Genomic DNA, 14,925 nt, shown 5'->3' with positions numbered 1-14,925 from the left:
TAGTTGAAAGTTTTATGTACTAATCATACGGGAATTTTACTGTTTATCAAGCATGTGACGGCAGTGAAATATGCACCCTGTACTTATAGATCGTCGAGCTTAGGTAAAATCTGCCGACTATTTAATAAAGTTTATGTTCTATTACTCCCAAAGTTAACAGAATTAGACGGTGATAATGACATTTTTTTATTAATTTCACCTTCACTGTCACTATACTATTGTTCTAAACAGCTGTTTTGTTACACTCTTTGAGTGATTTATTTATCAAAGCCACCAAATAGATTCACGGCTCCGAGGGTATTAACAACACTATGGGCAATGATGGAAGGGAAGATGGATTGGCTCTTATGGTACATCCAACCAAAAATACATCCGAGTAAAATCAGTGGGATCATTTGATCGGGGTCAAAATGAATGAGTCCAAAAATAGTTCCAGTAGAAATGATTGCAGTAGTGGGCGAAAGACTTTTTTCTAAGCCATCTTGCAGGATGCCACGAAAAACCACTTCTTCCCAAACGGGAGCGGAATAAACTAGCATGAAATAAGCGGCAACAAGACTGAAATCTTTTTGCTGTAGCAAGAGTTCAACTTGTTGAGCTTTGGGCGTGTAGTCTAAAAGCTTAAGAATAAAGTCATAGGCAAAAGCGACGAGAAAGCACAGGAATATACCTTGACCAATAAGGATCAAGTTATCCTTAATCTTTTGTCCCTGCTTCTCAATCTTAAATGACTTCTGCATGATATAGCTGCGGAAGATATAATAAAAAAGAATGACCGTGGCAGCGTAGGAAGCCGCAACAATGAGTCCAATACCAAAGATTTTGGTAAAGATGATCATGAGGGCCTGTTGGAGAAGGATAATGGCAAATGCTTCCACAATACCCCATATAGTCAGTTGCTTAGAACTGAGCAAGTGGGGGACGGAGGCCAAGCTCTCATCCGAGAGCTTAGGGCCATTTTGGCGATCATCTTTTTTTATAGGCAAATCATTGGCCCCAAAATTGGGGACAAATTCTTTGCGAGGAATATTCTCGAGTGAGTCTATTTCTTCTTTTGGCTGTTCTTCCATGATTCGTACTCCTCGAAGTTACCTGGGTAATCTGTAAAAGTACCATCACCGTGTAATTCAATGATACGAGTAGCTAAAGAATTCACAAATTCACGGTCATGACTCACGAAAATCACGGGTTCGGGAATGAGTGTCAAAGCATAGTTGAGTGATTCAATCGCTTCTAGGTCAAGGTGGTTGGTAGGTTCGTCGAGAACGATGAAGTTACCACCCTCAAGTAGCATAGAGGCAACGATTAAACGGGCGCGTTCGCCACCAGATAAAACATTCACTGGTTTAAGGGAGTCTTCTCCTTTAAAGAGCATGCGGCCCATGGCAGCACGTAGTTCAGTCTCGGTAATACCTTCGTCCGGAGCAAATTTACCTAGCCAATCAATAGCTTTCATGTTTTCGTCAAGTACCTCTTGAGAATCCTGAGGGAAGTAGGAAAGCTCCACAGTTTGACCAATTTCAAGTATGCCTGAATCGGGTTCAGTCTTACCTAATAGAGTTCTGAGAAGAGTCGTTTTACCTACACCATTGGTACCGATAATAGCAATTTTTTCATCGTTATTCATGTGCAGGTTTAAGTCCTTGAAGAGGGGCTTGTCGTAGCTCTTGCAAAGCTTTTCTGCGTGAATAACTTTTGCACCAATTTTAGTCTTCGCTTCAAAACGGATGTAAGGTGCGACGCGACTGGAAGGCTTAAATTTTTCGATTTGTAAACGGTCGAGTTCTTTTTGACGTGCCGTGGCTTGCTTTGCTTTTGAGGCATTGGCACCGAAACGAGAGATGAAGGTTTTTAATTCATCGGCACGTTTTTCTTTCTTATCATTTTCTCTTTGCTGACGTTCAAGTTGAATCTGATTGGCAATCATAAAGTCATCGTAGTTACCAGTAAATAAACGCATGGCTTGGTAATCTAAGTCGGCAATGTTAGTACAAACACTATTGAGGAAGTGACGGTCGTGAGAAATAACGATCACAGTACCTTCATGACGCTTGAGGAAATTCTCGAGCCATTCGATTGTATCCATATCAAGGTGGTTGGTAGGTTCGTCCAGTAAGAGGATATCGGGATCACCAAAAAGTGCTTGAGCTAAGAGGACACGTAGTTTAAGACCACCAGAAATTTCGTTCATTTTACGGTGATGTTCGTCTGCGGGGATGCCTAAACCTGTAAGAAGTTTGGCGGCATCACCTTCCATGGTGTAACCACCTTTTTCGCCGTATTCGGCTTCTAAGTCACCGTAAAGATAGTCTGCGTCTTCGTCACTAATGGTGCCATTATCACTTTGATCATAAAGTTCATCGCGTTTGAGGTGAAGTTTCCAAAGCTCATCGTTACCTGTGTACACAGTTTCGATAACTTTGAAGTCATCATACTTATAGTGATCCTGACGTAGGAAAGACATGCGACAACCAGAATCAATAGAAACTTGTCCAGTAGACGAATCGAGTTCACCAGCTAAGATTTTCATGAAAGTTGATTTACCGACGCCATTGGCACCAATAAGACCGTAGCGACAGCCAGGTGAGAATTTAACAGACACTTCTTCGAAAAGGGTACGCTTCCCGAAGCGGATTGAAAGGTTGGATACAGCGATCATAAAGAGGACCTAAAAGATAAGATTAAAATTTGGCGCTTACAGTAAAAGCATGATGCACAAATTCAAGTCATTTCACCGCATGGTTTTAAGGAGGAATATAAAACAAAAAAGCCTCCGCATTGGGAGGCTTTTTTAAATCGCTAGAGAATCGTTTTAGAGGCTAACTTGGAAAGCTGCTTCGCTGTCGATTTTCGCATTGATTTTGTTGATCACGTCATTGCTGACTTCGTTGTTAGTTTTAACGATAGCAATGGAACGCTGTTTCTCTGTATTATGCGGTGAACGCAAATCTTCGATGTTGATACCTTCGCTAGCAAGGATTTGTGTGATGTCTGCAAGAACGCCTGGGCGGTCGTTGTAGATGAACACAGTGCTAAAACCATCTGCTGCGTAGTAGAGCTTGTCGAAATCATCGATACGTGAGATAATGATGTTACCCTCAGCAACTGTACCGCGAACACTTAGGCGCTCGAGCTTTGAGTTGTTGCTTTTGATGAGGTCTACAGTGATTGACTCACCATATTTTTTGGAATCATCAACTTCACGAACGTCGAGTTTGATACCGTGTGATTCAAGAATTGAAGCAGCTTTTTCAGCGTTAACGATTTTATCGTTAGCCGATGCGCCAGCAATAATTGCAGGAACGAGGAATTTGTCGAATTTTTTAAGTTCGCCATAAAGTGAGATATTGATCTCGTATGGCTGACTATCACCCATCCAAGCTTTTGCGACCTTAGCAACTGAGTAAGCGAGTTCTTGGTATTCTGGAGCGAGTCCGTCTGGAAGAACTTTGTTTACTACAAAGACGCTGATGCCTTTTGCGAGGTAATTGGAAACTTGGTTAGCGGCCATAACAGCAGCGTTAGTGTTAGCTTCGATTGAAGAAGCACCCAAGTGAGGAAGCATGATGTCTGAAACGTCGGCAATTGACTTGTCGCCTGCTGCGTCTTTTGGATAAACATCGTTTGCATAGTAAATCGTTTTTGTTTTCTTAACTTCGCGAAGAGCTTCTTCGTCAAGAATTTCATAACGTGCGCAGTTAACGAGAACCGCACCATCTTTCATGCTAGTGAGAAGATCCGTGCTAATGATGTTCGCCGTTTCTTTAGTCGCAGGCATGTGAAGAGAGAGGAAATCAGAACCAGCGAAGAGTTCTTCGAGGCTAACATTTTTTGCACCGAATTCAGCGAGCTTGTCTTCTGAAACGAAGGGGTCGAAAACGAGGATTTTAACATCGAAACCACTGAGGCGTTTTGCGAGGAGTTGGCCAATGTTACCGAAGCCAGCGATACCGACAGTTTTACCTGTGAGTTCGAAACCTTGGAGTTGAGCTTTTTTCCATTCGCCAGCACGAGTTGAGCGGTCACCTTCGATGAAGAAACGAGCGCAAGAAATCATCATGCCTACAGCTTCTTCAGCAACAGCATTTGAGTTAGCGCCTGGAGTATTCATTACAGTGATATCTTTACTGCGAGCGTATTGGATATCAATTGTGTTGTAACCTGCACCAGCACGTACAACAACTTTTAGATTTGGATATAGGTCAATAACTTCGGGAGTGAGTTTCTCACTACGAAGGATCATAGCTTCTGTATCGCTATGCGTTTTTGCGAGTTCAACGAGGTCTACGCCAGGCTCTTGCACAACAGTGAAACCATTGCCTTCTAGAATGCCTTTTGCAGCCGTAGAAAGTTTTGTTGGGATTAAAACTTTTTGTGACATTTTTGTCTCCATAATTTATGGGTATTGTTTAGGTCACCCAATATTAATCCATCTCATTTTTTCGCAATCTTATATGGCTTTCTTTTCTGTCACATAAATGATCATTTGCCAAAAACTTACAATATTCAATGGTTGAATAGTCAACTTTAAACTTTAAACACATGGAGAAATGTAACTTATTGTCACTTTTTTAGTTTAACTTATCATAGTAAAAACAACAAAATTTTAATAAACGGAGACACGATGAATAAGTTATTAGCTTTAGTTACCTTTGTCTTAGGGACTTTTTTAAGCGCACAAGACAAACCTAATATTATCATTGTCATGACCGATGACCAAGGTTATGGCGATTTGAGCTGCCACGGTAACCCCATTCTTAAAACGCCTCATATAGATCAATTTCAGAAAGAATCTCCACGCTTAACTAATTACCATGTCGATCCAACTTGCGCACCGACTCGATCCGCTCTAATGACCGGGCGTTACAGTGCTCGCGTCGGCGTTTGGCACACGGTTCAGGGGCGTCACTTGATGCGTGAGCGCGAAGTAACGATGGCAGATATTTTACAAGACAATGGTTATGCCACAGGGATTTTTGGTAAATGGCATTTAGGCGATGCTTACCCCTACCGTCCCGAAGACCGTGGTTTTACTCATGTGGTTACTCATGGTGCGGGTGGCGTTGGCCAAGTTCCCGATTATTGGGGAAATGATTATTTCAATGACACTTATTACGCCAATGGTGAATTCGTAAAATTTGAAGGTTTTTGCACGGACGTTTGGTTCAATGAAGCCAAAAAATTCATGAAAACTCAAATTGATAAGAAAAAGCCATTTTTCGCTTATATCACGCCGAATGCACCTCATGGTCCTATGCGTGCCCCGCAAAAATATTTGGACATGTACAATACGACTAAAGTCAAAGGAACGAAGCTCGAAGCTTTCTTTGGAATGATCACAAATATTGATGATAACTTTGGCGAACTCCGCAAATTTTTAAAAGCTGAGGGAGTCGAAGACAACACCATCTTAGTTTATACGACAGATAATGGTTCATCATCAGGGGTGCAAGTTTTTAATGCAGGTATGACGGGGGCTAAAAATAGCAACTTCGATGGTGGTCACCGCGTTCCTTTCATTTTCTCTTGGCCTAATGGAGATATCAGTGGTGCTCGCGATATCGATCAATTGACTGCACATATGGATATTTTACCGAGCTTAATTGATATGCTGAACTTAAAGGCGCCAAAAATTGATTTTGATGGGACGAGTTTAAAAGGGATTATCAAAGGCGATAAAGCAGCTTTAAGAGATCGCGTCCTCATGGTTGAATCACAACGCGTAAAGACACCTGAAAAATGGAGAAATACAGCAGTGATGAGCGATCAGTGGCGTTTACTCAATGCTAAGCAACTTTATAACATTCGTAAAGACCCTGCGCAAAAGAATGATGTTTCGAGTCAGCATCCAGAAGTGATGCAGCGTTTATTAGCGGCTTATGACCTTCGTTGGGCAGACCTATCTTCAGAGCACCACATTTTCAGTCCCTTAGTTATTGGCGCAAAAGAAGAGAATCCTGTGACTTTAACGTCTCATGACCAAATGGTTGAAGAGGGCTTGCCCAAATGGAATCAACCAAGTGTCAATGGTAATAGTAATCATTTGGCTCCTTGGGTTGTCCGTGTACAAAGTGATGGTGAGTACGAGATTTCTGTACGTCGCTGGGCAGCAGAAGCCGACAAGGGTATTAATGAAAAGTATGAAGCCAAAAAGCCGATGGGTGTTGTGAAAGCTTTCATAAAAGTAGATGATATTGATCTAGAAAAAGATATTCCTGCAGGTGCTAAAGAAGTAACTTTTAAAGTTCGCTTAAAAGCGGGTCAAAAAGATCTTTACACAGGTTTTGTTGATGCTAAAGGAAAACGCCAATCAAGTTTTTATGCTTACGTACTGAATAAAAGCATTGCCCAAGGTGATACTAGTGCTTGGCAAAGTCGTGAGGGTTTAGGCTTACCTTTAGCAGCGCCAATCACTATCGACTTCCCGGAGCAATGTCTAGAATTTGATAAAATTAGATACCCCAAAAAATAAACTTTAAATTTTACTTTCTACAGGGAGTAAACCGAGGAACCAGGCTTCAAATAATTGGAGCCTAGAGTTTCGTGGTTGTTTATGAAGGGTTTTGTCATCACCCCGCCACAGGATATTGCCTTCTTGGTTGTATTCGACTTTCCAAGAATTCCGTGGATGAAAATCGACTTCTAATAATTTGCGTAGTTGAGCACATAGTTTTTCACTTTTTAGTAAAATTCCGAGTTCAGAATTGATGTTGAGTGAGCGCGGATCGAGGTTGGCACTACCTATTAGACTCAAATCATCATCAATTAAAATTATTTTAGCGTGCAGACCAAGAGTCTTGTTTTCGCTTGGAGGATACATAAATAAGTTACGGTCTCTTGCCCAGGCGCGATATTCGTGTAACTCAGCCCCACTATCGACATATTTCTCCATGTGTTTTCGGTAAAAACTATGAGCAATTGTGTGGTTGTTGGATTGTAGAGAATTAGTAAGTATACGAACTTCTACTCCACGTTGTTCTGCATTAAAAATAGCCTCTTCTAATTCAGGTGTGGGAATGAAGTAAGGGCTAATGATATCGACACTACTTTTTGCATCTGAAATGAGTTTATAAATATCTAAGGTAAAGTTGTCATCAGTACGGTTTTTAGGATTAGCTTCTAAAGGCAAGTCATAGAGGACAGAGTATTCCGCTTCAGTAGCTTGTTCTTTAAAGCGTTTCCAAGCAGTGATTCGTTGTTGATGATTTTCATTTAAGGGAAAAAAGAGGGTTCGAGGACGGGTTTTAATCTCTATGTCCTTAGGCCTTTTGCGAAGTATTTTTTCGACAGGGAATGACCAGGGATTAGCCCAATAGATGTCAAAAATAGTACTAATAAAGGGGGTTATATTCCCATTGGCCAACAAATCCATGTCGCGAAAGTTGGCGTCGGGGTGCAAGCCAAAGTATTCGTCGCCTAAATTGCGTCCCCCCATGATGGTTACATGATTATCTACAATGAGAACTTTATTATGCATGCGGTGATCGATACGAGAAAACTCAGTGACATTCATTAAAAAGCGCATGCTAAAGGAGTTGTAGCGTCTCTTGAAAGGATTGTAGATACGTATATTAATATTGGGGTGATGATTGATGTTGGTAAGGATTTGATCCTGTTGAATAGTGAAGGTGTCATCAATTAATAGTCGAACTTTCACGCCACGATCCGCTGCGGCTAAAATTTCTGACATGATGAGTTTACCTGAATGATCCTTTTTCCATAAAAAAATCTGTATGTCGATGGAGGACTCCGCCGATTCTAGCGCACGCAGACGCCATTTTAGTGAATCAAAATGATTGTCTAGGGGCATGAAGAAACTACGGTTATGCTTAAAATTGAGCTCCGTCCAGATCCCGTCAGTTGTTGGTCGCTGAGCCGCCTCAAAAGTATTGTGAGTGGCTTTAAGTCCAGTACATGAATAGCAAAGACTTAAAGTAAATAATACTAAAATAGTTTGTAGAAGGATCTTTATTAAATATGACATTGGGGTAGTTACAATTTTTTTGACAAACACTACAGTTTAAAGCCCATAATGAAAAGTTTACTTAAGATTTTTGGTCACCAGAAAAGGGCTCTTTTGTGATCATGTGCTGTTAATGATTTAACAGATATTTAAAAAACTTAGAACTTAATTTCTAAATTATTTGTGTTTGCATGCTAGCACGATTTTATTTTTATAATCACATACTGGAGATCACAATGAAAACTTTAAAAAGACAGGATATAATGGCGTCGCTTTTGGTAGCGGGAGCTGATCCTAATCGGGTTAATGACGCGGGCCAAACACCCTTGGATATTTCAGTGTCTGCAGGAGATCTTGATAGTGTGAAATACCTTTTAGGCGGTGGTGCACAAGTTGTCCATCAACAATACTCCGCAGAACTGCATAGTGCTGTTAAGTCGAGTATGCGTTCGGGGAATTTAACTAGCTTAAAAAACCTGCTTAAAAAACACCCTCAATTAATTAACTATAGACAAAAAAATGGTTTTGGGCTTATGCATTTAGCGGCAGAAGCGGGCTCAGATAATATTATTGAGTACTTATCTTCTCTTGGTATACCCCTTAATACGAGAAGTCATACAGGAGACACTCCTATTCACGTTGCCGTACATAGTGGAAGAATACGAACCCTAGAATGCTTAATGTCTTGTGGAGCGAATATAGAAATTCCTAACGAAGAGGGCAACACTCCCCTGCACATAGCATGGACGATGCCGAGGATGATCAAAATGTTGATCATGGCGGGAGCCAACACAGAGTACGCGAACTTAGTCGGAGCGATGCCATTGCATTTAGCGTCGAAAAAAGGTGCCTTGGAAGCCGTTGAACAACTCATTGCCTGTGGCGCAAATATAAGGTTCTTCACGGATTTGCGTGATTTGCAATAATTAGTAAAAAAGTCGTTCTCATGATTAAGTTTGATTTACCACAATTAAACAAAATAAAGAGAACGACTTATGTTAACAGATAACTTCCTTTCAAATTTTTGGCAAGGTTTCGCAGTTGAAGATTTTTATATAGATAGAGATAAACTTAGAGTTAAGCTTATCCCTCATAAAACGGCTTGCTGCGGACGTTGTGGCCTCATGGGCAATTCTATACATGATATAAGCGAACGTAAGGTACGTGATTTATCATGTTTCGAATATAAAACATATCTAATAATACAAGTACGTAGAGTTAATTGCTTAGTATGTGGAGTAAGAACTGAGCACATACCGTGGCTAGCACCTTATTCTAGGGTGACAAAACGATTGAAGAATTATACTGAAGCTTTGTGCCGCATTCTTCCCATAAGTCATGTCTCGAACCTTTTAGGATTACATTGGACAACGGTAAAGGATATTGATAAGGGCCGTTTAATTCGTGAAGTTACAGAGCCAGATTATAGTAGAATCAGGCAGCTTGTAATGGATGAATTCGCTCTACACAAAGGTCATCGTTACGCAACTGTGATTGCTGATGCAAATACACAGCAGGTTCTATGGATTGGAGAAGGGAGGTCCAGGAAAAATATTCGACCTTTCTTTGAAGAACTCGGTGAGTACTGTCAGAATATTGAAGCAGTCGCAATGGATATGAATACATCTTTTGATTTGGAAGTGAAAGAACACTGTCCACACGCCGAGGTCGTTTATGATCTGTTTCATGTAATAGCAAAATATGGGCGTGAAGTTATTGATCGAGTTCGTGTAGATCGAGCTAATGAGTTGAAAGAGGACAAAAAAGCGAGAAAAGTAGTCAAGCAAGGACGCTGGTTATTACTGAAAAATAAATCTAATCTTCGCGGTTCTCAAGAAATTAAACTTCAAGAATTACTACAAGCCAATAAGCCTCTCGCTGTTGTTTACATGATGAAGCAGGCCTTAAAAGATATATGGTTTTGTCCTACAGTTAAAGAAGCCTTTAATAACTGGAGGTATTGGTTTAAGCAAGTGAAAGAATCAGGAATAAAGCCTCTTGAAAATTTTGCGAGAAAATTAAGACCCTACGTACGAGGCATTTTAGCATCCTCTAAGTTTCCATTAAACACAAGTGTTCTTGAAGGTATGAATAATAAAATCAAAGGGGACTTGTAAACTTTAGAGCGGATTTTCTCTAAATTCTTTAAGCAAAATTTTGTATAAATTTTGCTTTCGGTTATTGAATCTATACTCTGATTCTTTTAAATGTAAATCAAAGTACTCAGACTTCAATCCTTTGAATTTTGTGAGCCGATGTTTTGCATACCCCCAGAAGGACTCAATTCCATTAATATGGGATTTGTTATTCGCAAATTCATTCTCACTATGAATAACTCTATAATGCTTTTTATAACCTAGATCAACTAAACCATTATAAGCTTTCCATCCATCTGTGTGAATCACACTTTCGAGTTCAACTTTACCTCTAATAATACCTAATAGTGTTTTAGCTGAAACATCATTTACTATTTCAGTGTAGACTTTCCCTTCTCTTTTTAGAAGTCCAAAAACTTTAATTTTATTACTGGCACCACGGCCTCGGCGACCTCTTGCTCTACGGGCTCCAAAATAACTTTCATCAGCTTCTATATCTCCTAATAATAATGGATTTTCTTCACAAGTTAGACTAAAGATTCGTTGCCGAATTCTTTGAATTAAGTTATTAATTGTAACCCTACTAAGGTGTGTTAAATCACTGATTTGAGAGACCGAAAAATCTGCGGCAAAAAATTTAAGGACTTCTCGGAACTTTTTTTCAGTAATATGAGCACGATTTATGTATTTATTCTTCATATTAAACACTAATAATTGTGTCTAAACTTTACAAGACCCAATCAAAGTAATCAAAAGAATGGCATACGGTTACAGAGATAGTACATACTTTTTCTTGAAAATTAGGGACGCCTTTCCCGGAAAACCGTGAAGAACCAAATATAAAGGCACATGATTTTGACGGCCGCAGAGCGATTCATGTGGCTATTCACTACCCCAAAGTCATGCAGTTTTTAGTCGGCCAAGAAGCCGATATAGATGCCAAAGATTTTTATGGTGAATCACCCTTGCATGTTGCTGTCCAAGAGTTGTGTTTTAAATCAGTCAAAATACTTTTAGAAGCAGGTGCAGACTCTTCGATGCAGAATCACCACGGGGACACACCCTTGCACTTTGCCACCTTGAAGGGTGATTTAAAAGTGGTTGAGCTACTCTTGGATCATGGTTCAAATCCTGATATCGCCAATATTCGAGGTTACACACCACTACATTCGGTGGCGCTTAGTGCTCTTAGTGACAAGGATGTTTCTTAGGGCGTTTTACTTTTCAGAGATGAAAGTATGAAGGTTGAGCCTAGAATCAGTGAACCACCTAAAATTTGCATGAAGCCAATTTGTTCTTGATAAAGAAAGTATCCCCAGATGAGGCCACAAATGGGTTCGATATATGTGATTTGAGCCGCATTCGCCGTTTTCATTTCTTTTAGTGCTGAGAAAAAGAGAGAGAAGGCAATAATTCCATTAATAAATCCAAATGAAGAAGCAATGACAACTTGCTTCATGCTGAGTTCTGCAAATAAGGGGACACAGAAAGCAAAGAGTAAAATAGGTGTCATGATATTTTGGAAGAAGACAATTTCTTCGCTTTTGTAATCATCGCCATATTTTTTGAAAATAATCATTGAACAGGCATGTAAAAAAGCACTCAGTGCCATGGCGGCAATTCCAATGAAATTATGGTTATTCAAACTCAATTCACTTTGACTAAAAATGCAAATGAGGCCCAAAAATGTCAGGCAGAGTAAAGCTACTTGAACACGTGATAGATGCTCTTTTAGAAAGAAATAAGCTAAGATCGCCGCCCAGATTGGCCAGCTATATAAAGTGATTTGAGCATTGCCAATCGTGGTATGCGCAAAGCTAATAAAGAAAAGAACTGTTCTGGCACTATTGAGGCTGGAAGCGAAAAGCATCCATTTATGATTTTTGCGGAGTATTTTCTTAGGCGTTTTAGCATTTTTTAGAAAAATATAAATGAATAGGCTAGGGATTAAAGAACGAAAAAACGCCATCGCAATTACGGGCATGTTATCGGCTTCCTTGACGTAAACACCAGAAGCGCCCCATAGAATTGAGGCAATAATAACTTTTAGAATAGGAGGCATTTGGACTCGTTATATTGTGATAGGATCACTAAACCATCTTGTCGCAGGGAGGAATAAAAATGGCGGAGAGAGAGGGATTCGAACCCTCGGTACTGTTGCCAGTACACCCGCTTTCCAGGCGAGCACATTAAGCCGGACTCTGTCATCTCTCCGCTTAGGGCTTAGAAATAAGCTGAACAGATAGTAATGTAGCTTTAGTGTATTGCAAGTTTAAAAAATAGCTTTTGTAGAGGACCTTGACCATGGGAAAAATAGAACAATTAATTAGTGCATTAGAAGATTTTAATTCACGATTCCAAGCACGAAAAGAACTCGCTCTGTTACCGGCAGATGAAGTGTGCCCTTTGCTAATGAATTATTTGGCTCGTGTTGATGCTCATGAAAATGGTATTTGGGCTGCTTTGCAGGTTATGAAAAAGCATTCTTATAAAGCCACTCTAGATATTCTGCCACAAGTGATGGAAAACTATCCTTCATTAACATGGGATATTAGAGCGGCGCAAGAAGATATTAGTGGCGAACTTAGTGAAATTAGTCCTGACGATTCAATTAACCCCTTTGCGGACTTGCGTACTTTGTTGGGAATCGACCTTATTGCCTTTAGTGATAAGGGCGCGTTTTTCTCATTTGTTCTAAAAACGGATTTAACTCGTAAGCATGAAATGATTTTGATGGAAGAGGGAGATCATTACCATATCTATACGGAATGCGGACCAGCTGAAGATGAGGTTGTGGAGCAGCTCGATAGTCTAAATAAGAGCCTAGATTTAGGGGAATTGAAAATAGAAGACAAAGAGGGCGGAGTTCGAGCTTTAAGCTTGCATTACGCCATAAAACGGGAATCTTCGCCAGCTGAACAGAAAACAGTCTTAACGCGCTTAGCCCAAGTCGCAGATGGATTAGAGAAACAGCTTAGTGACGAGGATTTAATATGAGCAAACCCCAAGAAATTTTATACGTAGTTAGTCTTTTAACAAACACTGCAGTAGGAGAGATGTTAGATGAGATGCTTCCCATGGAAGAGCTTTATCCCACATCATATTTTGATAAAGACGATGATATAGCTCGCATGTCCTTGTATTACGAAACGGAAGCAGAGCGCGATGAAGTTCAAGGGCGTTTAGAAAATGCCTTGGAAAATTGGGCGAGCTTTATCGATACGGATGAAGTTGATCTTATTGCTCAGGAAGTGCTGCGCGAAGATTGGTCAGAGACTTGGAAGAAATTTTTTCATACGGTGAAAGTATCCGATCGCATTGTGATTAAACCCTCTTGGGAAGAATATGAAATTCAAGAAGCGGATGAAGTCGTTTTGGAAATTGACCCAGGTATGAGTTTTGGCACGGGCAATCACGGAACTACTAAAGCTTGCTTACAATTTATTGATGAAGCCTCTGCTGTTCAACAGGGCATGTCCTTTTTAGATGCTGGTTGTGGCTCAGGTATCCTCTCACTTGCGGCAGATCGTCTCAGTTGCGCACCGGTGGAAGCTTTTGACTATGATCCCGAGGCAGTTGATTGCACGAGGCGTCATTTTGAAGACATCAATGCTCTTGACCGCATTAATGTTTTTCAAGCGGATTTAACGACTTTAGATTTGGGCAAGCAGTACGATATAATTGCGGCTAACATCCTAGCTCCGGTCTTATTGGGAGCATCAGATAAGTTGATGAAGCATTTGAAAACTGGCGAAAATTCACGCTTAATCTTAGCGGGAATTTTGACTGAGCAATACCCTGAAATAAAAAGTCATTTTGAGTCTTTGGGCCTCACAGAATTGCGCTCAGCGCAAATCGATGAATGGACAAGTGGAGTCTTTAAATTTTAAAGAGTAAGTCTCTACTGACTCATCGAAGCAGAGTAATTCTTGCTTTGATGATGTGGTCAGAATCTACCGCTGGCAGAGTTTTGCTACTGATTAACTTATTTCTTTCTGTATTGAATGAGCCATTTTTCGAGCTGAATCCCAGGGCATTCTGAAGTTCCGAGGTGTTTGTGTCCATAGACTTTAGTTGCGGGGAGTTGGTACTTTTTACGTAAGTAGCCCAGCATTGTATTGAGCGCATTGAGTTGGCTGCGGTTGGGAAGTTTTTTGTTGAAATCACCGATGAGAGAGACACCAATATTATTGGAATTAGCGCCGCTGACGTGGGCGCCTTGATAATTGATAGGGCGACCTTGGTAGATGGTGCCATCTCGACCGATGATGTAGTGATAGCCAATTGAGGCCCAACCTTTCTTTTTATGGGCTTTTTCAATTATATTGAGGTATTGAATATCGCTCATTTTGGCTAAGTTTTTTGGCGCAGTGGTATGATGAACGGTGATCTTTTTAATACGCCCCATCGGATTGACGTTGCTTTTCATATTAGTCTCACACCAAGAAGTGCGTGGGACAACCCTGACTTGGCTAGGCAGAGTGGGCTTTTTACGGGAAGTTTTATAGGGATTGTAAGAGCTATTAATATAAAGTTTTTGCCCAACTTGAATGGTAGATGTTTTCAGCCGGTTGGTATGAGCAATGGAGTTAACTGTTGTCTTATAGCGCTTTGAAATAGCACTTAAGGTCTCGCCTTTTTTTACGATGTGGATAAGATAATTTGGTGTGGCTTGTGTGGGCTCTTCAGGTTTGGGCTCAGGAGCCTCGGGTAATTTAGCTGGAGCCGGAGGGATGTATGGCTTATGGGCAGATGGATTATGACGGTAAGAATTTGAGCAAGCGTAGAGCAAGCCAATTAGCCCGAGAAAACAAATATGTTTTATATATTTCATTCAAACCCCAATTATTTAGTGCTTTGAACTTA

General features: G+C 40.4%; 13 protein-coding genes and 1 tRNA gene. 6 read left to right on the top strand and 8 right to left on the bottom strand.

Annotated features, from left to right (window positions below):
* Positions 1–257: 257 nt before the first annotated feature.
* The 3 genes from PQO01_RS02060 to PQO01_RS02050 all read right to left on the bottom strand — a co-directional run bounded on the left by PQO01_RS02060 (position 258) and on the right by PQO01_RS02050 (position 4,381).
* Positions 258–1,070, bottom strand: a complete 813-nt coding sequence (locus tag PQO01_RS02060; protein ID WP_274312377.1) for a CPBP family intramembrane glutamic endopeptidase — start codon at positions 1,068–1,070, stop codon at positions 258–260.
* The gene (locus PQO01_RS02055; protein ID WP_274312376.1) at positions 1,043–2,659 is read right to left on the bottom strand and encodes an ABC-F family ATP-binding cassette domain-containing protein; all 1,617 of its coding nucleotides are present in this window, start codon (positions 2,657–2,659) and stop codon (positions 1,043–1,045) included. Before PQO01_RS02055 ends, PQO01_RS02060 begins: the two co-directional genes overlap by 28 nt.
* Before the next feature lie 153 nt (positions 2,660–2,812).
* Positions 2,813–4,381: a 3-phosphoglycerate dehydrogenase family protein gene (locus tag PQO01_RS02050; RefSeq protein ID WP_274312375.1), complete on the bottom strand. Its 1,569-nt coding sequence runs from the start codon at positions 4,379–4,381 to the stop codon at positions 2,813–2,815.
* A 243-nt stretch (positions 4,382–4,624) separates the two neighbouring features.
* Between PQO01_RS02050 and PQO01_RS02045 the strand changes: the two genes are divergently transcribed.
* Positions 4,625–6,472 (top strand): arylsulfatase, encoded by a 1,848-nt coding sequence (locus PQO01_RS02045; protein ID WP_274312374.1) that lies wholly within the window; start codon positions 4,625–4,627, stop codon positions 6,470–6,472.
* Between the two features lie 3 nt (positions 6,473–6,475).
* Here PQO01_RS02045 and PQO01_RS02040 read toward each other — a convergent pair whose 3' ends face one another.
* Positions 6,476–7,984 (bottom strand): phospholipase D family protein, encoded by a 1,509-nt coding sequence (locus PQO01_RS02040; protein ID WP_274312373.1) that lies wholly within the window; start codon positions 7,982–7,984, stop codon positions 6,476–6,478.
* A 215-nt stretch (positions 7,985–8,199) separates the two neighbouring features.
* Here PQO01_RS02040 and PQO01_RS02035 point away from each other — a divergent pair, with 215 nt between their 5' ends.
* Positions 8,200–8,889, top strand: a complete 690-nt coding sequence (locus PQO01_RS02035) for an ankyrin repeat domain-containing protein (protein WP_274312372.1) — start codon at positions 8,200–8,202, stop codon at positions 8,887–8,889.
* Between the two features lie 69 nt (positions 8,890–8,958).
* On the top strand, positions 8,959–10,080 hold the full coding sequence (locus PQO01_RS02030; RefSeq protein ID WP_274312371.1) for an ISL3 family transposase: 1,122 nt from the start codon (positions 8,959–8,961) through the stop codon (positions 10,078–10,080).
* A gap of 3 nt (positions 10,081–10,083) precedes the next feature.
* Here PQO01_RS02030 and PQO01_RS02025 read toward each other — a convergent pair whose 3' ends face one another.
* On the bottom strand, positions 10,084–10,758 hold the full coding sequence (locus PQO01_RS02025; RefSeq protein WP_274312370.1) for an IS1595 family transposase: 675 nt from the start codon (positions 10,756–10,758) through the stop codon (positions 10,084–10,086).
* Between the two features lie 140 nt (positions 10,759–10,898).
* Between PQO01_RS02025 and PQO01_RS02015 the strand changes: the two genes are divergently transcribed.
* Positions 10,899–11,270: an ankyrin repeat domain-containing protein gene (locus PQO01_RS02015; RefSeq protein WP_274314054.1), complete on the top strand. Its 372-nt coding sequence runs from the start codon at positions 10,899–10,901 to the stop codon at positions 11,268–11,270.
* On the opposite strand, the gene PQO01_RS02010 is transcribed toward PQO01_RS02015, so the two are convergent.
* Entirely contained in the window at positions 11,267–12,121 is an 855-nt protein-coding gene (locus PQO01_RS02010; RefSeq protein ID WP_274312369.1) for a DMT family transporter, read from the bottom strand. The genes PQO01_RS02015 and PQO01_RS02010 overlap by 4 nt on opposite strands.
* Before the next feature lie 60 nt (positions 12,122–12,181).
* Positions 12,182–12,273: transfer RNA gene (locus tag PQO01_RS02005), tRNA-Ser, on the bottom strand.
* A 90-nt stretch (positions 12,274–12,363) separates the two neighbouring features.
* Here PQO01_RS02005 and PQO01_RS02000 point away from each other — a divergent pair.
* The gene (locus PQO01_RS02000) at positions 12,364–13,056 is read left to right on the top strand and encodes a hypothetical protein (protein ID WP_274312368.1); all 693 of its coding nucleotides are present in this window, start codon (positions 12,364–12,366) and stop codon (positions 13,054–13,056) included.
* Positions 13,053–13,949 carry a 50S ribosomal protein L11 methyltransferase gene (locus PQO01_RS01995; RefSeq protein ID WP_274312367.1) on the top strand — a complete coding sequence of 299 codons (897 nt, stop codon included), beginning with the start codon at positions 13,053–13,055 and terminating at the stop codon, positions 13,947–13,949. Before PQO01_RS02000 ends, PQO01_RS01995 begins: the two co-directional genes overlap by 4 nt.
* A 95-nt stretch (positions 13,950–14,044) precedes the next feature.
* On the opposite strand, the gene PQO01_RS01990 is transcribed toward PQO01_RS01995, so the two are convergent.
* Positions 14,045–14,893 carry an N-acetylmuramoyl-L-alanine amidase gene (locus PQO01_RS01990; RefSeq protein ID WP_274312366.1) on the bottom strand — a complete coding sequence of 283 codons (849 nt, stop codon included), beginning with the start codon at positions 14,891–14,893 and terminating at the stop codon, positions 14,045–14,047.
* Positions 14,894–14,925: the final 32 nt, after the last annotated feature.

This window comes from Lentisphaera marina (assembly GCF_028745505.1).
Lineage (GTDB): Bacteria > Verrucomicrobiota > Lentisphaeria > Lentisphaerales > Lentisphaeraceae > Lentisphaera > Lentisphaera marina.
Note: the sequence above shows the minus strand (reverse complement) of the source record. Positions and strands in the feature narration are given on the sequence as shown.